Annotated in this window: 16 protein-coding genes; 10 read left to right on the forward strand and 6 right to left on the reverse strand. The window is 72.8% G+C overall.

Going from position 1 to position 21269, the window contains the following annotated elements; translation table 11 throughout:
- The first annotated feature begins 110 nt into the window (after nucleotides 1-110).
- The 5 genes from DFJ66_RS40290 to DFJ66_RS40310 all read left to right on the forward strand — a co-directional run bounded on the left by DFJ66_RS40290 (nucleotide 111) and on the right by DFJ66_RS40310 (nucleotide 9275).
- Nucleotides 111-3146, forward strand: a complete 3036-nt coding sequence (locus DFJ66_RS40290; protein WP_121229825.1) for a glycoside hydrolase family 2 TIM barrel-domain containing protein — start codon at nucleotides 111-113, stop codon at nucleotides 3144-3146.
- A gap of 156 nt (nucleotides 3147-3302) precedes the next feature.
- Nucleotides 3303-4529, forward strand: a complete 1227-nt coding sequence (locus DFJ66_RS40295) for a PP2C family protein-serine/threonine phosphatase (protein ID WP_121229828.1) — start codon at nucleotides 3303-3305, stop codon at nucleotides 4527-4529.
- Nucleotides 4530-4596: 67 nt separating this feature from the next.
- Nucleotides 4597-6312 carry an ABC transporter transmembrane domain-containing protein gene (locus DFJ66_RS40300; protein ID WP_121232442.1) on the forward strand — a complete coding sequence of 572 codons (1716 nt, stop codon included), beginning with the start codon at nucleotides 4597-4599 and terminating at the stop codon, nucleotides 6310-6312.
- Nucleotides 6309-8054 carry an ABC transporter ATP-binding protein gene (locus DFJ66_RS40305; RefSeq protein WP_121229830.1) on the forward strand — a complete coding sequence of 582 codons (1746 nt, stop codon included), beginning with the start codon at nucleotides 6309-6311 and terminating at the stop codon, nucleotides 8052-8054. Before DFJ66_RS40300 ends, DFJ66_RS40305 begins: the two co-directional genes overlap by 4 nt.
- 753 nt (nucleotides 8055-8807) lie before the next feature.
- Nucleotides 8808-9275: a nuclear transport factor 2 family protein gene (locus DFJ66_RS40310; RefSeq protein ID WP_121229832.1), complete on the forward strand. Its 468-nt coding sequence runs from the start codon at nucleotides 8808-8810 to the stop codon at nucleotides 9273-9275.
- A 43-nt stretch (nucleotides 9276-9318) separates the two neighbouring features.
- Here DFJ66_RS40310 and DFJ66_RS40315 read toward each other — a convergent pair whose 3' ends face one another.
- Complete coding sequence (locus DFJ66_RS40315; RefSeq protein WP_170200023.1) at nucleotides 9319-11970, reverse strand: AfsR/SARP family transcriptional regulator; 2652 nt, start codon at nucleotides 11968-11970, stop codon at nucleotides 9319-9321.
- Between the two features lie 94 nt (nucleotides 11971-12064).
- Nucleotides 12065-12919, reverse strand: a complete 855-nt coding sequence (locus DFJ66_RS40320) for an alpha/beta fold hydrolase (protein ID WP_170200024.1) — start codon at nucleotides 12917-12919, stop codon at nucleotides 12065-12067.
- 9 nt (nucleotides 12920-12928) lie between these two features.
- Here DFJ66_RS40320 and DFJ66_RS43220 point away from each other — a divergent pair, with 9 nt between their 5' ends.
- A complete protein-coding gene (locus DFJ66_RS43220; RefSeq protein ID WP_170200026.1) occupies nucleotides 12929-13144 on the forward strand; it encodes a hypothetical protein in 216 nt (71 codons plus the stop codon).
- Between the two features lie 30 nt (nucleotides 13145-13174).
- On the opposite strand, the gene DFJ66_RS40325 is transcribed toward DFJ66_RS43220, so the two are convergent.
- Nucleotides 13175-14146, reverse strand: a complete 972-nt coding sequence (locus DFJ66_RS40325; RefSeq protein ID WP_121229838.1) for a LacI family DNA-binding transcriptional regulator — start codon at nucleotides 14144-14146, stop codon at nucleotides 13175-13177.
- A gap of 75 nt (nucleotides 14147-14221) precedes the next feature.
- On the opposite strand from DFJ66_RS40325, the gene DFJ66_RS40330 reads away from it, so the two are divergent.
- Nucleotides 14222-15397, forward strand: coding sequence for an MFS transporter (locus DFJ66_RS40330; RefSeq protein WP_121229840.1), 1176 nt, complete (start codon nucleotides 14222-14224; stop codon nucleotides 15395-15397).
- Between the two features lie 52 nt (nucleotides 15398-15449).
- Nucleotides 15450-16349 carry an SDR family oxidoreductase gene (locus DFJ66_RS40335; protein WP_121229842.1) on the forward strand — a complete coding sequence of 300 codons (900 nt, stop codon included), beginning with the start codon at nucleotides 15450-15452 and terminating at the stop codon, nucleotides 16347-16349.
- A gap of 80 nt (nucleotides 16350-16429) precedes the next feature.
- Here the strand turns inward: DFJ66_RS40335 and DFJ66_RS40340 are convergent, their stop codons facing one another.
- Nucleotides 16430-16834, reverse strand: a complete 405-nt coding sequence (locus DFJ66_RS40340; RefSeq protein WP_147459526.1) for a hypothetical protein — start codon at nucleotides 16832-16834, stop codon at nucleotides 16430-16432.
- Nucleotides 16835-17085: 251 nt separating this feature from the next.
- Nucleotides 17086-17565, reverse strand: coding sequence for a DinB family protein (locus DFJ66_RS40345; RefSeq protein ID WP_121232444.1), 480 nt, complete (start codon nucleotides 17563-17565; stop codon nucleotides 17086-17088).
- Nucleotides 17566-17758: 193 nt separating this feature from the next.
- Here DFJ66_RS40345 and DFJ66_RS40350 point away from each other — a divergent pair, with 193 nt between their 5' ends.
- Both DFJ66_RS40350 and DFJ66_RS40355 read left to right on the forward strand, forming a co-directional pair.
- Nucleotides 17759-18760: a pectinesterase family protein gene (locus DFJ66_RS40350; protein WP_121229846.1), complete on the forward strand. Its 1002-nt coding sequence runs from the start codon at nucleotides 17759-17761 to the stop codon at nucleotides 18758-18760.
- A 31-nt stretch (nucleotides 18761-18791) separates the two neighbouring features.
- Nucleotides 18792-19643, forward strand: coding sequence for a fibronectin type III domain-containing protein (locus tag DFJ66_RS40355; protein WP_147459527.1), 852 nt, complete (start codon nucleotides 18792-18794; stop codon nucleotides 19641-19643).
- A gap of 239 nt (nucleotides 19644-19882) precedes the next feature.
- Here DFJ66_RS40355 and DFJ66_RS44780 read toward each other — a convergent pair whose 3' ends face one another.
- Entirely contained in the window at nucleotides 19883-21049 is a 1167-nt protein-coding gene (locus DFJ66_RS44780; RefSeq protein ID WP_170200028.1) for an SMI1/KNR4 family protein, read from the reverse strand.
- Nucleotides 21050-21269: the final 220 nt, after the last annotated feature.

Genomic DNA, 21269 nt, shown 5'->3' on the forward strand with positions numbered 1-21269 from the left:
GCGAGCGCGGCGGCCACCTCCCCGAGTCCGGGCTCTTGCCACCGCACCGCCGTCGTCACTAGCCTGAGCGGTCGTCGAAGCGCTTCGACACTCGCGGCGGGGGAGACGGGATGCGCGCACGCTACTTCGAGGCTTTCTCACCCGGCTACGGCAAGGTCGCGCCCCGCGCCGCGCTCGACTCGGACGCCCCGCGCCTGGACCTGAACGGCGACTGGGCGTTCCGGTTCTCGGCGACCGCGCTCGACGAGCCGGACGGCTTCGAGCGACCCGACTTCGACGACACCGCCTGGGACCGGCTGCCGGTCCCCGCGCACTGGCAGCTGCACGGCCACGGCGCGCCGCAGTACGTGAACATCGCGTACCCGATCCCGGTCGACCCGCCGTTCGTCCCCGACGAGAACCAGACCGGCGACTACCGACGGGTCTTCGACCTCCCGCCGTCCTGGCCGGACGCCCCTGCGGTGATGCGCTTCGACGGGGTGGACTCGTGCGCCCGCGTCTTCCTCAACGGCGTCGAGCTGGGGGTCACCTTCGGCAGCCGCCTGCCGACCGAGTTCGACGTCTCGGCAGCGCTGCGGCCGGGGCGCAACGTGCTCGCGGTCCGGGTGCACCAGTACTCGTCCGGCACCTACCTGGAGGACCAGGACACCTGGCGCCTGTCGGGGATCTTCCGGGACGTCACCCTGCTGGCACGTCCGGCGGGCGGCATCCGTGACGTGTTCGTGCACGCCGACTACGACGCCGCCACCGGCGGCGGGCGCTTGCGGGTCGACGTGGACGCGGACGCCCCCGTGGAGATCGCCATCCCGCAGCTGGGACTGGGCGCGCCGGTCGACCGCGTGTTCACGTTCGACGCCGTGCGGCCGTGGAGCGCGGAGGACCCGTTCCTCTACGACGCCGTCCTGTCCACCCCGAGCGAGCGGGTGCGGCTGCGGCTCGGGTTCCGGACCGTCGCGATCGACGAGTCCGGTGTGCTCACCGTCAACGGCCGCCGAGTGGTGCTGCGGGGCGTCAACCGGCACGAGTTCGACCCCGACCGCGGGCGGGCGGTCACCGTCGAGACCATGCGCCGGGACGTGGAGCTGATGAAGCGCCACAACATCAACGCCGTGCGCACCTCGCACTACCCGCCGCACCCGGCGTTCCTGGACGTGTGCGACGAGCTCGGCCTGTGGGTCATGCTCGAATGCGACCTGGAGACCCACGGCTTCGAGTACAGCGGGCCGGAGTACTGGTCGGGCAACCCCTCCGGTGATCCGCGCTGGCGCGACGCCTACCTCGACCGCGTCGAGCGGACCGTGGAGCGGGACAAGAACCACCCCAGCGCCATCTCCTGGTCGCTGGGCAACGAGGCCGGCGACGGGGAGAACCTGGAGGCGATGGCCGCGTGGGTGCGCGAGCGCGACCCGTCCCGGCCGATCCACTACGAGGGCGACCGGATGGCCCGGTACGTCGACATCCACGCGGTCATGTACCGCACGCCCGCCAACGTCGCCCGGATCGGTCGCGGCGAGCTGCGGCCGGGCGAGAACTTCTACCCCGCCACCGAGGGCGAGGGCGACCCGGCGGACGAACCGCGCAACCGCATGCCGTTCCTGCTCACGGAGTTCGCCCACGCGATGGGCAACGGTCCCGGCGGCCTGGCCGAGTACCTGGCGCTGTGCGAGCGGTACCCGCGGGTGCAGGGCGGGTTCGTGTGGGAGTGGATGGACCAGGGCCTGCGCACCACCGACGCCGGGGGACGCGAGTTCTTCGGCTACGGCGGCGACTTCGGCGAGGACCTGCACGACGGCAACTTCATCTGCGACGGGCTGGTGTTCCCCGACCGGACGCCGTCCCCCGGGCTGCTGGAGTACCGGAAGGTCAACGAGCCCGTGCGCATCGAGGCCGGGGCCGACGGCATCCGCGTGCACAACCGCTACGACTTCCTCGACCTGTCCCACCTGCGGTTCACCTGGTCCCTCACCCGGGACGGCGTCCAGGTCGCCGAGGGCGTCCTGGCGACCCCGCCACTGCGTCCCGGCGAGCGGACCGAACTGCCCCTCCCCACGACCGCCGTGCCCGGCGCGGGCGAACAGTGGCTGACCGTGGAAGCGGAGGCCGGGCCGACCGCGTGGGCACCCGAAGGACATCTCGTCGCCTGGGGCCAGATCCCGCTGCCGTCCACCCCGCACGTCCCGCCGGCCGGCACTCCCGTGCCCGCGCAAGTCCGTGACGGGCACGTCGTCCTCGGCCCGGCGCGCTTCGACCGGCGCACCGGCACGCTGCTGAGCCTCGACGGACAGCCCCTGCACGGCCCCCACCTGGCGCTGTGGCGCGCGCCGACCGACAACGACCTCGCGTGGAGCCAGGGAGACGCCCGGTACTGGGAGGCCCGCGGCCTGCACCGGCTGCGCCACCGGACCGTGTCGGTCACCCCGGACCAGGAGGGCCTGACCGTCGTCGTGCGCAGCGCCGCCGCGGCGGTGACCTGCGGCTACCTCACCACCTACCGCTGGGGCACCGACGGCACCCGGCTCCGCCTGCGCGTCCACACCGAACCGGTCGGCCACTGGCCCGAACGCGAAGACACGTACACCGAGGCGATGGTGGACCCCGACCTGCCGCCCGAGGAGCACGCGGAACTCCGGCGCCGGGACAAAGCCCCGTCCCTGGCCCGCATCGGCCTGCGGTGGACGGTGCCCGAGCAGTGGTCCGAGGTCCGGTGGTTCGGCGCGGGCCCCGGCGAGGCCTACCCCGACTCCCGACAAGCCGCGCGCGTCGGCCGCTTCCACGCCGCGGTCGACCAGTTGCAGACCCCGTACGTGCGCCCGCAGGAGAACGGCAACCGGCTGGACGTGCGCTGGGCCGAGGTCACCGACCCGACGGGCTCCGGGATCCGCATCGAGGGAGATCCGGTGTTCCACCTGGCCGCGCGCCGGTGGAGCGACCAGCACCTCGCCGAGGCACGGCACCAGACCGACCTGACCGCCGACCCGCTCGTCCACCTGCACACCGACCACGCGGTGCAGGGCGTCGGCTCCGGCGCGGTGGGCCCCGGCGTGCTGCCCGAACACCGACTCGAAGTCCGTCCCGCGGACTTCACCCTCGTCCTCACCGCCCTCCCGACTCCGCGCGTCGACCAACCGGGTGAGGCCTCGACCTGACCGCCCCGCTCCCGTGTCGGTCGGGTCACGGCGCCGGGCACCGCACACCCCGACGCGGTACGGTCGGCCGGGGGTGTCGGCGAGGTCCACACGGCTGACGCTCATCCTCTGCTGCCGGCCCGCTCGGTGGCAGCGCGGAGAAGGACGGGGTCGGCGATGGGCGATGAGCGCGTCTCGGAAGCTCGGCTCCGCGTCCTGGAGGCGATCACCGACAGCACCCTGCGCGAGTTGGACCTGGACAAGCTGTTCGAGGTGCTGCTGGGTCGGGTGCGGGACCTGTTGTCGGTGGACACCGTGACCGTGCTGCTCACCGATCCGGGTGGCGGGCAGCTGGTGGCGCGGGCGACTCGCGGCCTGGAGGAGGAGGTCTTCCACGGGGTGCGGGTGCCGGTCGGGTCCGGGTTCGCCGGGCGGGTGGCGCAGACCCGGGAGCCGGTGCAGCTCTCGCACGTGGACGAGACCACGGTGGTCAACCCGCTGCTGTGGCGGCGGGGCCTGCGGGCGTTGCTGGGTGTGCCGATGGTGGCCGGGGGCGACCTGGTCGGGGTGGTGCACGTCGGGTCGCTGGTCGACCGGGAGTTCACCGAGGAGGAGGTCGACCTGCTGCGGCTGATCGCGGACCGGCTGGCGGTGGGGGTCCACGCGCACCGGTCGCGGGCCGAGCGGGACGCGGCGGCGGTGCTGCAGGACAGCCTGCTGCCGGGGCACCTGCCGACCACCGAGGGGTGGGGGTTGGCCGCCCGGTACGTGCCCGGCGCGGGCAGTGGGGTCGGGGGCGACTGGTACGACGTGTTCGCGCTGCCCGGCGGGCGCCTGGGGCTGGTGATCGGTGACGTGGTCGGGCACGGCCTGGCGGCGGCGGTCGTGATGGGACGCCTGCGCAGCGCGTTGCGCGCCTACGCGCTGGAGTTCGACGACCCGGCGGAAGTGCTGGGCAAGCTGGACCGCAAGGCCGGTCACTTCGAGCACAACACGATGGCCACGGTCGCCTACGCCGTCATCCACACCGCCACCGCGCGCATGGACCTGTCGATTGCGGGCCACCCGCGGCCGGTCCTGGCGGTGCCGGGCCGGGACACCGTGCTGCTCGAGGGCGTGGTGGACCCGCCGATCGGCTTCACCCTGGCTGTCACGGGGCGGCACACCACCACCGTGGAGCTGCCGGCGGGGTCGCTGGTCGTCCTCTACACCGACGGCCTGGTCGAGCGCCGCGACGAGGCCTTGGACCGGCGCCTGGAGTTCCTGCGCCGCACCGTGACCGCGACCCCGGCCGAGACCGCCTGCGCCCGGATCATGGACCGACTCGTCGGCAACCACCCCGCCGCCGACGACATCGCCCTCCTGGCCGTCCACCGCACAGACCCTCGGGCCGACCGGAGGTAGCGGCTCGGGTCGTGCAAGCGAAGCCTTGTGCCCCCAAAGGGTGAACGACCACCAGTACGGTGGCACGGTGCCGGACACCTTCAGCGCGCCCGGGTCGGGGGACATTCGCGGACCGGCCTGGTTCCTGTTGTGGTTGGTCACCAGTCAACGAGGTCGGATCGCGGCCGGCGCGACGCTGGGCACCCTGTGGACCGTGGGCCTCGCCGTTCCGCCGTACCTGCTCTCCCGGGCGATCGACGACGGGCTGAGGGCGAACGACACCGGTGCGCTCCTGGCCTGGGTGGCGGCGCTGCTCGGCATCGGCGTGGTCAACGCGGCGCTGGCCATCGCGCGGCACCGGACCATGACGCGGGTTCGGATGGACGCGTCGTTCCGGACCATCCGGGCCACCGTCGATCACGCCCTCCGCCTGGGGGCGGCGCTGCCGAAGCGGGTCGGGGCCGGTGAGGTCGTCGCCATCGGGGTGGGTGACGTCCAGGCGATCGCCCAGTCGTTGACCGCCACCGGTCCGGGCGTCGGTGCGGTGATCGCGTACGTCGTGGTGGCCTTCCTGTTGTTCTCCATCTCTCCCTTGTTGGCGGTGGTCGTTCTCGTCGGCGTCCCACTGATGGTGGTGACGGTCGGACCGCTGTTGCATCGGCTCCAGCGCGTCGGCACGGGCTATCGCGAGCAGCAGAGCGGGGTGACCAGCCGGCTGGTGGACGTGCTCGGCGGGCTGCGGGTGCTCAACGGCCTTGGCGGCAAGGAGGTGTACGCCGACCGCTACCGCCGGGAATCGGCGGCCCTGCGGGACGAGGGTTTTCGCGTGGGCGGTGTGACCAGTTGGGTCGGCGCGCTGGGCACCGGCCTCCCGGCGCTGTTCCTGGCCGTTGTCACGTGGCTGGCCGCACGGATGGTGGCCCGGGGCACGATGTCCATCGGCGACCTGGTCGCCATCTACGGCTACGTCGCGATGCTCGTGGTCCCGGTCGCGCAGTTCATCGAAAGCGGCTCCGACCTGACCCGGGCGGTGGTGGCCGCCCGGCGGGTCATCCGGTTCCTCGGCCTCGAACCGGAGCACGCGGACGAGCCGGGGGCGACTGGTGCGCCGACATCCCCGGCCGACCTGCACGACCCCGTTTCAGGGGTTGACGTGCGGTCCGGAGCGTTGACCGCGATCGTGAGCGCTCGGTCCGCGGACGGAGCGGACATCGCGGACCGGTTCGGCCGGTTCGCCGAATCGGACACGACCTGGGGTGGTGTCCGGCTGGACGCGATCCGGCTGGCTGAGGTCCGGGATCGCATCCTGGTCATGGACAACGACGCCGACCTGTTCGCCGGCAGCGTCCGGGAGGTGGTCGCCGGACGCCACGAGCACGACGACGACCGGATCAGGGCGGCGATCCACGTCGCTGTCGCCGACGACGTCGTGGATGCGTTGCCGGAGGGCCTCGACGCCACGATCACGGCGATGGGACGCAACCTGTCGGGTGGCCAGCGGCAGCGGATCCGGTTGGCTCGCGCGGTGTACGCGGACCCGGACGTGCTGATCGCGGTCGAGCCGACTTCCGCGGTCGACGCCCACACCGAGGCCGCGATGGCCTCCCGGCTGCGGATCGCGCGGCGGGGACGGACGACCGTGGTCACCACCACCTCGCCCCTTGTCCTCGACCAGGCGGACACGGTGGTCTACCTGGTGGCCGGCAAGGCGGTCGCGACCGGCACGCACCACGAACTGCTGAGGAGCGAACCCGGCTACCGTTCGCTGGTGTCCCGCGACGCGGACGAGAGGGCGACCCGATGAGCGCGTCCCTTCCCGTCGCCGGTCCTTCCCGGGTGTGGCGCGCCGCCGGCGGTGAGATCAGGGCGGACCGGCGCGTGTTCGGCGCCGTGCTGCTGCTCAACGTGCTCGCCGCCGGCGCCGGGCTGGTCGCTCCGTGGCTGCTGGGCCGGATCGTCGACACGGTCAAGACCTCGTCCGGCTCGTCTGCACTGTCTACTGTGGACTTTCTGGCGGTGGTGATCCTCGGCTGCACCGTCGTGCAGATCGTGTTGTCCCGGTACGCCCTTTATCTGGCGGCGCGCTTCGGCGAGTCGGCGTCGGCCCGGATCCGGGAACGGTTCCTGGGTCGGGTCCTCGCGATGCCGGCGTCCACTGTGGAGCATGTCCCCGGTGGTGACCTGATCGCCAGGGGTACCACCGATGTCAACGCCGTGTCAGGCACCCTGCGCGGCATCGTGCCCGACGTCCTGATCGCGTCCGTCCAGGCCCTGTTCATCCTCGGCGCCGTGCTGGTCCTGGACCCGCTGCTGGGGCTGTGCGGTCTCGGGTGCGTGGCGGTGGTGGCGGTCGTGCTGCGCTGGTACCTGAGGCGGGCGCGCACCGCCTACCTGGCCGAGAGTGCCGCGTTCGGAGCGCTGGCCGAGGTGCTCAGCACCACCGTGGGCGGGGCGCGGACGGTGGAGGCGCTGGGGTTGCAGGCGCGGCGCACCGAGGCGCTGGAGGCCTCCATCGACGTGGCCCGGCGGACCAGGTTGCGGACGTTGTGGCTGCGTACCGTGCTGTTCCCCACGGTGGACATCTCGTACACGCTGCCGCTGGTGGGTGTGCTGCTGATCGGCGGCGCGCTGTACAGCCACGGGACGGTCAGCCTGGGCACCGTGATCGCGGCAGCCCTGTACTTCCGGCAGTTGGTCGGGCCGGTCGACACCATCCTGATGTGGGTCGAGCAGTTGCAGAGCAGCAGCGCGTCGTACGCGAGGGTGGAAGGTGTGGCGTGCGCGCCTAGGGCGGGGGCGTTCACGTCGGCGGAGCCGGCCGACGACCGGATCGAGGTGGTCGACGTCAGGTACGCGTACGAGCACGGCTCGGACGTGCTGCACGGTGTCGATCTCGAGGTGCGGCCGGGGGAGCGGTTGGCGCTGGTCGGGCCGTCCGGTGCCGGGAAGTCCACGCTGGGGCGACTGCTGGCCGGGATCGACCGGCCGCGCAGCGGTGCCGTCACGGTGGGCGGTGTGCCCGTCGCGGGCCTGGCCCCGGAGCGGCTCCGTCGCCAGGTGGTGCTGGTCACCCAGGAGCACCACGTCTTCCAGGACACCGTGCGCGGCAACCTGCTCATCGCCAGGCCCGACGCCACCGACCCGCAGCTGCGGGACGCGCTCGCCGCGGTCGACGCCGACTGGGTGGACGAGCTACCGGCCGGCCTCGACACCGAGCTGGGCGGCGCGGCACATCGGCTGACCGGTGCGCGGGCGCAGCAGTTGGCGTTGGCAAGGGTGGTGCTGGCCGACCCGCACACCGTGATCCTGGACGAGGCGACCGCCCTACTGGACCCAACCACGGCCCGCAACACCGAACACGCACTCGCCGCAGTGCTCCAGGGCCGCACGGTGATCGCGATAGCCCACCGCCTGCAGACCGCACACGACGCGGACCGGGTGGTCGTCATGGACGCGGGCCGCATCTCCGAGTCCGGCACACACGACGACTTGGTGCGCAACGGCGGGGCATACGCGGCCTTGTGGCGTTCCTGGCACGGTGACTAGGCAATGCCCTGCAAGTCGCCCTCACGCAGACCCCGCCACCAAGCCGCGCCCGACACGTGCTTTTTCGCTTTCCGGCGCGCGCAGCGCGGTTGCTTTTCGGCGCGCGCAGCGCGCGGTGTCGTGGTCCCAACCACAGGCGGGGGAACCGACGCCCTTCACCCCCCGCTGGCGGCCTGCCGCGCGGCGAGCGCCGCTTTTCATCTTTTGATCTTTCGAGCGGGCCAGCGCTCCCAAGAGCGCGAAGCGCGTTCGGCTTGAGAGCGAAGCGTTGAGTTCAAAGCGTTAAAAGCGAAAAGCGCCTCGCCGGCGGGCAGGCCACCAAAGATGACTCAACTGCAACGGCGGGGGCTTCTTGCTTTTGTCATCTCCGTATGGCCTGGCGGAGCCTACCACATTTTCCAGGGGTTGCCGCTAAAACTTTTGCTCGTTCCTCGCAAAACTTTCGGCTGCAACCCCTGGAAAATGTGGTAGCCCTTCGGGCAGGCCATACGGAGATGACAAAAGCAAGAAGCCCAAGTTGGGTTGTGTCCTCACCGGTGGACTGCCGCTTGCCGGCTTCGCCGAAGGGCTGGCTGCGGGTGGACTGCCGCTTGGCGGCTTCGCCGAAGAAGGCGTGCTGCGGTGGGTGGTGGGGTGCTACTTGCGGGACACCTTGGCGCTAGCCCTTTGTCGGTTCCCTCCCCGCGTTGGGGAGCGGCTGGGGAGCGGCCCGCACCACGCTGCCTTGGCAGGACGAACCCCTGAGGAGGGACCATGCGCAAGCTGCATGCTGTCGCCGTCGGTGCGGCGGCGGTCGGTCTGGGTATTACCGCGGTCGTGGTGCCCAGTGCCGCGTCGGCGTCGAGCGAGCACGACAACTGTGCTGCGGGGATGCACGCGGCCGTCGTGGAGGACAACGCCGCCTACAACGCCCGTGACCCCGAGCGTTACGAGGCGGTGCTCAACCCGAAGATGATCTTCTTCTACGACGGCAACGTGACCTACGGCCGTGACGCGATCATGGCGAACGCCAAGCGGGACTTCACCGTTCCGGGCTGGGTGTGGCAGACGACGATCCTGTCCGAGACCATGTACGGCTGCACGAGTGGGATCGCGGTGCTCGACGCGCACAGCGTGAACGCGAGCAAGGGCACGGACGTGCACTTCTCGGTGGCCATGACCATGGTGCGCGAGCACGGCAAGTGGACCGTCGGCATGGACACCGTCCACCGCCTGAACTGAGGACAAGGCCGTGCGGCAGCGCCGCACGGCCAACCTCGACAGATCACAGAGTGGCGGCGGCACGGTCGGCGCCGCACAACTCGCAACACGGTTCCCCGGGCGCGGCCAGATGCGCCGCCACGGCCTCCGCGCGCGGCACGCCGAGATCGCGCAGGATCGCCAGGGCCGCCCGCCAGTGCGCCGGATCGCCGGTGGCGTGGGCGAGTCCGTCCAGCGCCAGGGCCTCCTGGATCCGGAAACGCCCGGCACGCGCCAACTCCACCGCCGCGCGAAACGCCGTCCGCGCCTCCGCGACCAAACCCAGCCGCAACGCGGTCTCCCCCGTGCCGAGCAGCACGGCGCGCTCCGCGGTCGGCAGGCCCGCCGAGCGGGCCAGCGCCAGCGCCTCGCGGTGGTGCGCCATCGCCCGCTCCGGCTCGCCGAGCCGACCCTCGGTCAACGCGAGGTTGTTCACCGCCAGCGCCGTGATCCGCGCGTTGCCGTGCTCGACGGCCAGCGACGCCCGCAGGTAGGCCGCGCCCTCCACGTCCCGGAACTGCTGGTGGGCGAGCATGCCCAGGTTGCTGAGGATGGTCGCGCGCAACGACAGGTCGCTGGGCGCGGCCACGGCCGACGCGCGCCGCAGGTGCGCCATCCCGTCGGCCGGCCGGTCGGTCCACATGGCCACGGCGGCGAGGTTGAACTCCAGCAACGCGGTGGCCCGCGGGTTGTCCTCCGCCTCCCGCAACGCGCGTTCGTGCGTGTCCCGCCACTGCCCGAAGTGTCCGCTGTGCTCGAAGTACGCGCGCAACACCAGGGCCAGCTGCCAGCCGTGCGGCCTGGCGGCGAACTCCAGCAACGCGTTGTGCTCGGCACCCAGCCACGCCAGCGCCCCGTCGAGGCCGTCGATCGCGGGCACGTGCGCGGGCGGCAGCTCGGCCACCGGCTCGAACCGGCGGCCTTCCGGGCTGATCACGTCGGTGGCCGCGGTCGCGGTCGCCAGGTAGAAGTCGCGCAGGCGGGCCAGTGGCAGCTCGTCGTCCACCGGCAGCTCGCGGGCGAACTGCCGCACCAGGTCGTGGCAGGTGTAGCGGTCGGCCGTGCGCTGGCCGAGCAGGTGCGCGTCCAGCAGCCGCTCCAGCGATGCCTCGGCCTGCCGCGGGGACGTCCCGGCGAGCGCGGCCACCGAGAACGCCTCGAAGTCCGAACCCGGGTGCCTGCCCAGCAACGCGAGCAGCCGCTGCTCGTCGGCGTCGAGGTGCCGGTGGGACAGGGCGAACGCGGCTGCGACGCTGCGGTCGGCCACGGTCAGCTGAACGAGCCTGCCGGTGTCCCGCAAGCGCCGGGCCAGGTCCGCGACCGTCCACACGGGACGGCTAGCCAGCCGGGTCGCCGCGATCCGGATGGCCAGCGGCAGCCGTCCGCACAGCTCGACCACCTCCGCAGCGGCCGCGGGCTCGGCTGCCGCGCGCCGCACCCCGACCACGTTGGCGAACAGCACCGCGGCGTCGTCGTCGGGCATCGGCTCGAGCGTGTGCACCTCGGCGCCGTCGAGCACGCCGAGCCGGTGCCTGCTGGTGATCAGCGCGAGACACCCGGACCCGCCGGGCAGCAGCGGCCGGACCTGGGCCGCGCTCGCCGCGTTGTCCAGCACCAGCAGCACCTTGCGGTCGGCCAGCTCGGCCCGCCAGCGCGCGGCCCGCTGGTCGAGCCCCTCCGGGATGGTGTGCTCGGCGACGCCGAGCATGGCCAGCAGCCGGGCGAGCGCGGTCTCCGGCGTCAGCGGCTCGGCCCCCGGCGTGTGCCCGCGCAGGTCGAGCAGCAGCCGGCCGTGCGGGAAGCGGCCGGCGACCCGGTGCGCCACGTGCACGGCCAGCGCGGTCTTGCCGACCCCGGCCATCCCGTCGACCGCGACGACCGGCGCCGCCTCGGTCGCGGCGAGCACCGCGGCGAGGTCCGCGCGACGACCGGCGAAGTCGGGCAGGTCGTAGGGCAACGTGCTGCGCCCGGTGTCGCGGACCGGCAGGTCCAGAGCGGGGTCGGCCCGCAGCACCCGCCGGTGCAGCTCGGCCAGCTCCGCGCCCGGCTCGATGCCGAGCTCCTCGTCGAACAGGGCCCTGGTCTGCTGGTACACCGCGAGCGCGTCCGCCTGCCGCGCCGACCGGTACAGCGCGATCATCAGCAGGCTCCGCAACCGCTCCCGGTACGGGTGCGCCTCGATCAACCGGGGCAGCTCGACGACCAGCGCCGCCGACTCCCCGGCCGCCAGCCGCAGGTCGGTGAGCTCCTCGAGCACGGCGAGCCGCCGCTCCTCCAGGGCCGCGACCGCCGCGCGCAACCCGGGCGCGTCCACGCCGGCGAGCGCGGGCCCCCGCCACAGGCTCAGGCCCTCGGTCAGCGCGGCGATCGTGCCCCGGGCGGCCAGCGCCTCGAAGTCGGCCGCGTCCACCCGCGCGTCCACCCGGTACCCGGGCCCATCGGTCTCGAGCACGCCGGGCAGCACCTGGCGCAGTTTCGCGATCACCTTGTGCACCTGGTGCTTCGCGGTCGGGGGCGGTGCGTCACCCCAGAGCGCGTCGACCAGGTCGGGGACCGGCACCACCCGCCCGCCCGCGAGCAGCAGGGCGGCCAGCAGCCGTTCGTTCTGCGGACCGCCGAGCGCGATCCGTTCGCGGCCGGACCACACCTCGAGGGGCCCGAGGATGCGGAACTCCACCAGACCGAACCTACGCAAGCCACGACCTGCGCGGCAACCGGCATGGGCCACCACCCGACCCGCCGGCGCGAGCAGTTCCTCGCCGTCCCCAGCGCTAGCCGGCCGGTGACATGACGTCCCGCAGCGCCTGGATGAACCTCTCGGGCTGCTCGAGGTGCGGCGCGTGCGCGGAGTCGTCGATGACGTGCAGGGGCCAACCCTGGTTGCGGGCGGCGGTTTCGCCGACCGAGAGCGGGACCATGCGGTCGTCACGGCCCCACAGCAGCGCGGTCGGTGCGCTCAACGCCGCGAGCTCGACGTCGGGGATCCGCCGGGTAGCGGAACCGATGAGCTTGCTCATGGTTCGCTTCACGTGCGGTGTCCCCGCTCGCTCCTGCGTGTAGGCCGCCCAGGCGTCGTACCACTCGGGATCACGGGCGCGCACGGCGTCGCGGTCGAGGAACGCGAAGCGGTCGAAGCGTTCGGCGTTCGCCGCCGTCGGGCGGATCGCGAAGCGGACGGCGAGGTAGCGCAGCTTCACGGGCATCCGGTACGGGCCCACCGCGGGCACCGCGCAGACGACGAGCTGCCGCACCGCCGGCCCGACCCCCGCCGCCACGGCCCGCACCGCCAGGCTGCCCACCAGCGAATGCACGACGAGGACGGGGTGGTCGAGACCCGTCACGGCCATGAGCCGCACCAGCCAACGGCCGAGGGACCCCGCGTCGAGGTTCTCCACCGGCGCGGACTCACCGAGGCCCGGCACGTCGGGGACGACCACCCGATGCGTCGTGGCCAAGCCCCGCACGACCGGAGCCCACGTGACGCCGCCGCACTCGATACCGCCGTGCAGCAACACGAGCGGATCGCCGGAACCCAGTTCGACAACGGACGTCGTCGTCCCGCCGACCTCCACCGCCCGGACCGGGAGACCCGCGACAGCGCGCTCGCGCACCACGCTCGTGCTCACCACCCGACGATGGGCGAACCGGACGGAAACCGCAACGCGGACCACCCGCGATCCGGCTCCCCGAGGCGGGTCGACGGCCTGCCGTTCCGCGCGTCGCAACGCCTGCGCACCGTCCTCTCGTCCAACGCCAAGTCCACCCCGGTGACCCGGGAAGCCCACCTCGACTACCAGACCGCCCTGCGCGCCCTCCGCGACGACATGCGCGCCGACCTGGCGCGGCCTTGACCCCACCCGGACCCGAGCCCGATCGGGCGCTCAGGCGCTCTCCCGCACCACCAGCGTGGAGCGGAACAGCGTCAACGGGCTGGTTGGGCGTCGGTCGAGCACTGCCGCGGCGGCGTGTGCGGCGATCTGCTCCACCGGGTTCGTGGTGGTGGTCAGGGCGGGGTGGCTCAGCGGCGCGAAGGCGATGTCGTCGAAACCGGCGACCGCCACGTCACCCGGCACGTCCACGCCCAGCCCCCGCAGCCCGTCGAGGACACCGAGGGCGACCAGGTCGCCCAACGCGAACACCGCGTCGGTGTCCGGCCACCGGGCCATGATCTCGAGCGCCGCGGTGGTGCCCCGGGCCGTCGTGAAGTCGCCGGGGACCAGGCGCACCTCGCCGCCGTTCTCCCGCGCCACCCGCCGGTAGGCGTCCACCGCCCGTTCGGTGCACGGCAGCCACGACGGGCCGGTGACCATCGCGATGTGCCGCCGGCCGCTGCCCACCAGGTGCCGCAGCACCCCGAGAGCACCGCCGCGGTTGTCCACGTCGAACGCGGGCACGTGCCGGGAGCCGACGCCGATGGCGGCCACCCGCGCGGACCTCGGCAGCGGCTCCAGCGCGGGTTTCGTCGGGTTGACCAGCACCACACCACCGATCCCGCGCCCGTGCGCGAGGCGTGCCAACGCGGCCGGGTCGTGGCGGGGGAGCCAGTGCAGGGCCACGCCGACCTCGCGTGCGGCGGCGACCTCGGCCGTCGCGGCGACCACGCGGCCGACGTACGGGTCGGTCAGCGCGGTGGGCGTGTCGCCGATCACCGCGACGGCGATGCGGGTGCCGCCGTGCGTGGCGAGGGCGCGGGCGGCGGCGTCGGGCACGTACCCCAGGTCGGCCACCGCGGCGGCGACCCGGCGGCGGGCCTGCGTCGACGCCGGTCCCCGCCCGCTGACCACGCGGGAAGCGGTCGCGGGGGAGACGCCGGCGTGGCGCGCCACGTCCGCCAGCGTGGGGTTGCGGGTCACGCGGCCAGTCTGCCGGCACTTGCGGTGGAAGCGCTTCCACGTGTCCCGTGCGGGCGACCGGGAAGGAGCTTCGCGTTGACCGTCACCGCTGCCCGTCACCACGTCCGCGCCGCCGTCGTCGGGGTCGCCGTCACCTTCGGCCTCAACGGGGTGGCGGTGGCGTCGTGGTTCGCCCGCGTACCCGCCGCCCGCGACGCCCTAGGCCTCGACGCCGGCGCCCTCGGGCTGCTCCTGCTGTCGATGTCGGCGGGTGCGTTCCTGGCCATGCTCACCGCCGGCGAGGTGACCCACCGGTTGGGCGGGCGGCGCACGGCACAGGTGTCCGTGCTCGGCGTCGCGACCGGTCTCGCGGTGGCCGGTGTCGCCATCGGGGCCTTCCCGTCCACACCCGCGACGGCCGTCGGGATCTTCGTCCTCGGCTACGGCTCGGGCACGTGCAACGTGGCGATGAACGTCGAGGCCGCGGCCGTGGAGCGCCTGCTCGGCCGGACCGTCATGCCCCGCTTCCACGCCGTGTGGAGCCTCGGCACGGTCGTCGCCGCCGGGCTGGCCGCGGTCGCCGCCGCGGTGCTGCCGGTCACCGCCCACCTGGTGGCCGTGGCGGCGGTCGTCGCGGGCGGCACGCTGGTCGCCGTGCGGTCCTTCCGGTCCGGCGGCGCGGCCGAGCGCGGCGGCAGCGGCGTTCTGAGGGCGTGGCGCGAACCCCGGACCCTGCTCATCGGGCTGCTCGTGCTGGTGCTGGCGTTCACCGAGGGCACGGCGAACGACTGGGTCGCGGTGGCGTTCGTCGACGGGTACGGGTTCGGCCCGGCCGCGGGCGCGGTGGTGTTCGGGGTCTTCGTCGCGACGATGACGCTCGGCCGTGTCGTCGGCACGCGCGCGCTGGACCGGTGGGGCCGGGTGCCGGTGGTGGCGACGACCATGCTGCTGGCCGCGGGCGGCGTGGCGCTGGCCGTGCTGAGCGGGTCCCAGGTGGCCGCGGTCGCGGGCGTGGCGCTGTGGGGCCTGGGCACGTCGCTCGGCTTCCCGGTCGGGATGAGCGCCGCCGCGGACGGCGACACCCGCACGGCCGCCCGGGTCGGCGTGGTCGCCGTGATCGGGTACACCGCGTTCCTGGCCGGACCGCCCGTCGTCGGCCTCCTGGGCGCTCGCGCCGGCGTGCTCGCGGCGCTGCTGGTGGTGCCGTTGGCGCTGGTCCCGGCCCTCGCGCTGGTGCCCGTCCTGCGCCGTCACCCGATCCAGGAGGGTTGAGCGCGCCACGAGCGGGAAAACTCGGGACCGGCGACGAGAACGGGGGCGGCACATGGCCGACGACCAGTACACCCGGCAGGACCCGCGGCACCAGTACCCGGGCCCCGAGCAGCAGCGCGGCCACGAGCAGCGGCACCCCGGCACGGACGAGGACATGGGTCCGACGCCCGACCACGGCGAGCGGACCTACCGGGGCAGCGGCCGGCTGGTGGACACCAAGGCCGTCATCACCGGCGGCGACTCCGGCATCGGGCGCGCGGTGGCGGTGGCGTTCGCCCGGGAGGGGGCCGACGTCGTGCTGTCCTACCTGCCGGAGGAGCAGGAGGACGCCGAGGAGACCGCCGAACTGGTGCGCCGGGCCGACCGGAGGGCGGTGCTCGTCCCCGGCGACCTGCGCACCGAGGACGCGTGCCGCGACCTGGTCGACCGGGCCGTGGGCGAGCTGGGGCGCATCGACGTGCTGGTCAACAACGCCGCCTACCAGATGTCCCAGGACGACGGGCTGCTCGGCATCTCCAGCGAGCAGTTCGACCGGGTGTTCAAGACCAACGTCTACGCCCTGTTCTGGCTGTGCAAAGCCGCCGTCCCGCACATGCGGCCGGGCGCGTCGATCATCAACACGTCCTCCATCCAGGCTTTCCAGCCCTCACCGGAATTGATGGACTACGCCGCCACCAAGGCCGCGATCGTGAACTTCACCAAGGCGCTGTCGGCGGACCTGGTCGGCAAGGGCATCCGCGTCAACTCCGTCGCACCCGGCCCCGTGTGGACCCCGCTGATCCCGGCCACCATGCCCGCCGAGAAGGTGGACACCTTCGGCGGCCAGACCCCACTGGGCCGCGCCGCCCAACCCGCCGAACTGGGCCCGGTGTACGTGTTCTTCGCCTCCCAGGAGTCCAGCTACATCACCGGCGAAGTCCTCGGCGTGACCGGCGGCCAGCTCCTGACCTGAGCTCGAGCCGACGTCGGGCGGCCGGCGAACGGTCGGGGGCGGCCCGGCTGCCGTCAGCCACCAGGGCGCCCGGTTGCGGGTCACTGCGGCTGTCGCGAACGGCGTGGTGTCAAGAGCACGACAAGGGTCGCCAGGCGCACCGGGACCTCGACGATCACGGCGATGCCGCCCAGTCCCGGGTGTCCTCCCGACAGCAGGCCACCGGCGACGAGCAGCGTTGGCAGCGTGAACACCGCGAACGGCCAGGCGAGGCGTCGGGTCCACGTGTCGTCGCCGCGCAGCGCCGCGGTGGTCAGCGCGATCATGAAGGCCAAGTCGGCGAGGATGATGTAGAGCTTCGGGTCGTCGCCCATGTACACGTCGGCGAAGCGTCCGCCGTACTCGTCGAGCTCGTACGTCGTCGTGAGGGGAAGGGCCAGGCTGAGCACCGACAGCACGAGGACACCGAGCACGAGGCCGGCTTTGAGGGCGGGGCGGGGGTTCATGGTCGCGAACCCCACCACACCGGGCGGCCGCAGCGCGTCCGGAGTGCGCGGTGACCTGCGGAAACCGGTCCCCGGTCCGGCCCGGACCGGGGGAGCGGCGCCGGCGGCGCGCGTGCGGGGGAGCGGCGCCGGCGGCGCGCGTGCGGGGAGGGGCGCCGGCGGGCGCGCGTGCGGGGGTGCGGACTCGCAGGTGGCGTGTCGGGTTGACGCGCAGTGGCGTGGATGCCGGTGCGCTACTCGATGCCGGTGCGCTACTCGTTGAGGAGTTGCTCGCGCAGGATGTCGGCGTGCCCGCAGTGTTGGGCGAGTTCGCGCAGCACGTGGAGGTACACCCAGCGCAGGGGCAGCGGACCGCGCCGGTTGCCGTGGACGATGTCGTCCAGTGCGAGTGACGATGTCGCCTGGCGGGACGCTTCGCACGCGTCGTGGTGGGCCTGCCGCACCGAGGCGATGGTGTCGTGGTCAGTGAGGATGAACGATTCGTCCGGTGTCGCGGGGATCCCGATCTCGGCGCGCGACCGGCCCGTGATGGCTTCGTCGAACCAGACCTTCTCCACGAAGGTCGCGTGCTTCACCAGGCCCAGCAGCGTGGTCCGGGAAGGCACCAGCGACCGGCGCACCTGCTCTTCACTCAACCCGTCGAGGCAACCGTTGAGCGCGGCGCGGTGTTCGTCGAGGAACACGTCGAACTGTGCGCGGATGGGGTGGTCGCGGACGTCGCCGGTGGACAGCGCGGGTCGGGAGGACATGCGGGAGAGCATCGCAAGATCGTCGATCAGGAGCAACCGACGCCTCCTGCACGGGCGCGGTCCCCGGCAGCCGGGGGCCTGCTGACGCGTTCGTTCGGTGGTTGAACGGAAAACCGCCTGGTGGCAAGATCGGGAGGACACCGCCGACGCCATGCGACTCGATGGGGAGTAGCACATGGTCAAGGCGATGCGCCGTGCCGTCCTCGTGGCGGCGCTCATCACGGCTGCCACGGCTGCCACGGCGGTCCCGGCTCAGGCCGCCACCGTTGTCGTCGCGGCGGATGGCAGTGGGAACTACCGGACCGTGCAGGCCGCGGTGAACGCGGTCGCGGCGGGCACCACGATCTCCATCCGCAAGGGCACCTACCGGGAGACGGTGACGGTCCCGAGCGGCAAGACCGGGTTGACGCTCGTCGGCGCGACCGGTGTGGCCTCGGACGTCGTCATCGTCGGCAACAAAGCCGCGAAGAACACCGGGAGCACCCTGACCACCGCCACCGTCACGGTCAACGCCGCCAACACCACCGTGCGGGCGCTGACGGTCAAGAACGACTACGTGGAAACGGGTTCCGGGTCGGAGCAGGCCGTCGCGCTGGCGGCGAACGGCGACCGGCAGGTCTACGACAACGTCCGCGTGCTGGGCAACCAGGACACCCTCCTGTCGTGGGGGCCGACGTACGCGGTTCGGTACCGGCAGTACTTCCGGAACTGCCACGTGGAAGGGGACGTCGACTTCATCTTCGGCCTGGGCTCGATGGTGTTCGACCGCTGCACCATCACGTCCCTCTCCCGGGGCTCCTCGAGCAACAACGGGTACGTCACCGCCGCGTCGACCGACCGCAACAACCCGTACGGGTTCCTGTTCCGCGGCTGCACGTTCGGCGGCGCCGTCACCGCGGGCACCGTGTCCCTGGGCCGGCCGTGGAGCCCCGACGTGAACAGCAACGCGCAGGTCGTGATCCGGGAGTCCTACCTGGGCGCGCACATCCGCACTTCGCAGCCGTGGACCGACATGGGTTCCACGTCGTGGCGCAGCGCGCGGTTCTTCGAGTACGCCAACACCGGACCGGGCGCGGGCGTCAACGCGAACCGGCCGCAGCTGAGCTCCACCGCCGCGGCGAACTACACGCCGCAGAAGTACCTGGCGGGTTCCGACGGGTGGAACCCGGTCGGGTGACCGTGCCACCGACGAAGGCGAAGGGGTAATCGTGCTGGGGAGAAGACTTGTCATCGGGACCGCGGTCGCCGCGGTGTTGTCCGGCGGCGTCGCGGTCGGGACGGCGTCCGCGGGAACGGTCGGGCTCGGGCTCGACTACACCTGCGGACCCGGGATCGTCGTGCACGCCGACGTCACGGCCGTCGTGCCCGACGAGGGGATGGCCGGCGGGAACGTCCCGTACTCCGAACCCGCGTACATCGACGTGGACATGACGTTCACCCTCGACCGCGCGCCGGCCGGCGTCCGGATCGACGGGGACAGCACCGCGTCGCTGGCGGCGACCGTCGTCGGCCCCTCCGGGACCACGGCGACCGCGGCCGCGTTGAGCTTCGCGCCGACCCTGCTCACCTCGTCCGGCGGACCGGTGAAGGCCGCCGGCGGGTTCCCGCAGCTGGGCCTCTACCCGGCCGGCGACTACGCGATCCACCTGGGCGACCTCACGCTGTCCCTGCGGCCGGAGCACCCGGACGGGACGCCCGCGGGCGCCGCCACCACCGTGACCTGCCGGCGTTCCGGTTCGAACGACCTGCTGACCGTGGTGAAGTCCGAGTCGACCATCATCGAGCACCCGGTGCGGCCGTCGCAGCTGCAGGTGACGGCCGTGACGCCGACCAGCGTCTCGCTGAGCTGGTACTCGACCTCGTGGTGGTTCCCCACGATCGGCTACGAGGTGTTCCTGGACGGCGTGAAGGTCGCCTTCGTGACCGACAAGCAGGCCACGCTCACCGGGCTGAGCCCCGACACCCAGCACCGCGTCAAGGTCACCACCAGGGACTCGTACGGCTTCTCGTCCCCGAAGAGCCAGGGGCTGGTCTTCGCGACGCCGCCGCGCGGCCGGTGATCGCGCAGTCGCCGCGCGGCCGGTGATCGCGGAGCCGCCGCGTGGCCGGTGATCGCGTCGCCGCCGTGGGTCGTGATCGACATGGGATCGCCGCAGGCACGTTGTCGTAGAGGGTGACCCGGCGGTCGCCGGTCACGGTTTCGACGGCACCGTTCTGGTTTGCGCACGGTGGTCGTGGACCCGGGAGTCCTTCGCGGCTCCCGGGTCCACGACCGACTGCTCATGGTGGCCGGACGTGGTCATGCGGCTCCTCTTGGCGTGGACAGGAGTTCGCGGCCCCGCTCCGGTGTGATCGTGGCCTTCAGGACGGGGTCGGCGAGCAGCGCTACCGGGGCGATGTGGTCGGCGGTGCGGGGTCGCCACAGCGGCATCGCGAGCCGGATCGCCGCCCAGAGTGTGTCCGTTTCGCCCGCGTGGGCGGCTCGGGCGCGGCGGATCTGCTCGTCGAACTCGGGGTTGCCGTAGGTCATGTGCGGTACGGGGGTCTGGAACCGCGGCCGGTGCTCGGCGACCATCCGCATGATCTCCGGTCGTTCGCCGATCATCGCGGTCCCGAGCGTAGAGAGCCGGTGGGGTTGGTTGGTGCGGGCGTGGTCGTGGAACAGGTAGGGCACGAACTCCTCGGTGAACAGCGGGTCCGTGAGGAAGTCGTCGGGCTGGGAGGGCAGGTGCAGCAACTGCCCGATCAACTGGTTGGCTTCGTGCTCCCGACCGAGGAACAGCAGGATCTGGGCGTGCAGCACGGTCGCCCGGTCCCGCCCGAAGTCGGCAGCCCGCTCCAGCACCTCGGCGGCGTCGTCGACGGAACCGGCGAGGGCGTCCAGGCGGGCCTGCTCGACCTGGGCGTCCCAGAAGTCCCTGGTCGGTCCCGCGGGCCGGTGGATCCGGTGGAACTCGGCGTACAGGGCCTCCATCAGTTCCCGGAACGAGCCGAATCGGACCGGAGGCGCGGCCCGCCACGAGAACAGGCTGTACGCGGCCCACTCGCCGGCCTGGTCGACGTCGGCGGGGTCGAGGAACAGGATGCCCGCGTCGGCTTCCAGCGACAGCAGCAGGCTACGGGTGAACAGGCTGCCATCGCTGTCGCTGTCGCTGTCGTCTGCGGCGAGGTCTTCCCAGACCTGCCAGTGCGGCTCCAGGTCGCGCAGCCGGCCGAGCGTGTGGGTGTCGCGCATCCGCCGCACGAAGGCGCCGGCGTTGCGCCAGCCGTTGGTGGTGAGCAGGAACTCCCGGTAGGACGGCGGCAGCCGCACACCGAGCCGCGCCTCGGCCGCCGCGACCTCCTCCTCGGTCGCCGGCGCGAACCCCAGCCAGCGGTCGCGCAGCACCGCCGGGTCGAGCGTGTCCGGCTGTGCTGTGCTGATCCACTCCTCGCTCCAGCGACGCAGCCACGGTGTCCATCTCATGCCGGACATCATGGCGACGAGGTCCGACAATTCCCCTCGTGCGGTGGATGAGCGCTCCACCGACGCCGTCCGCGCCGCACTCGGGTGGACCCGCACCGACCACGCCCGAGTCGCCGGCCGGTAACCGGGTGGCCTTCGCCGGTGGGCGAGGTGGCGGTGAGTGGGCGGTTGTCCGGCGGTGAGAGGGGGGAAGGGGGTGCGTGGTTAGCGTGGCCTGGGC

The sequence above is a fragment of the Saccharothrix variisporea genome, assembly GCF_003634995.1.
In the GTDB taxonomy this organism is placed as follows: domain Bacteria; phylum Actinomycetota; class Actinomycetes; order Mycobacteriales; family Pseudonocardiaceae; genus Actinosynnema; species Actinosynnema variisporeum.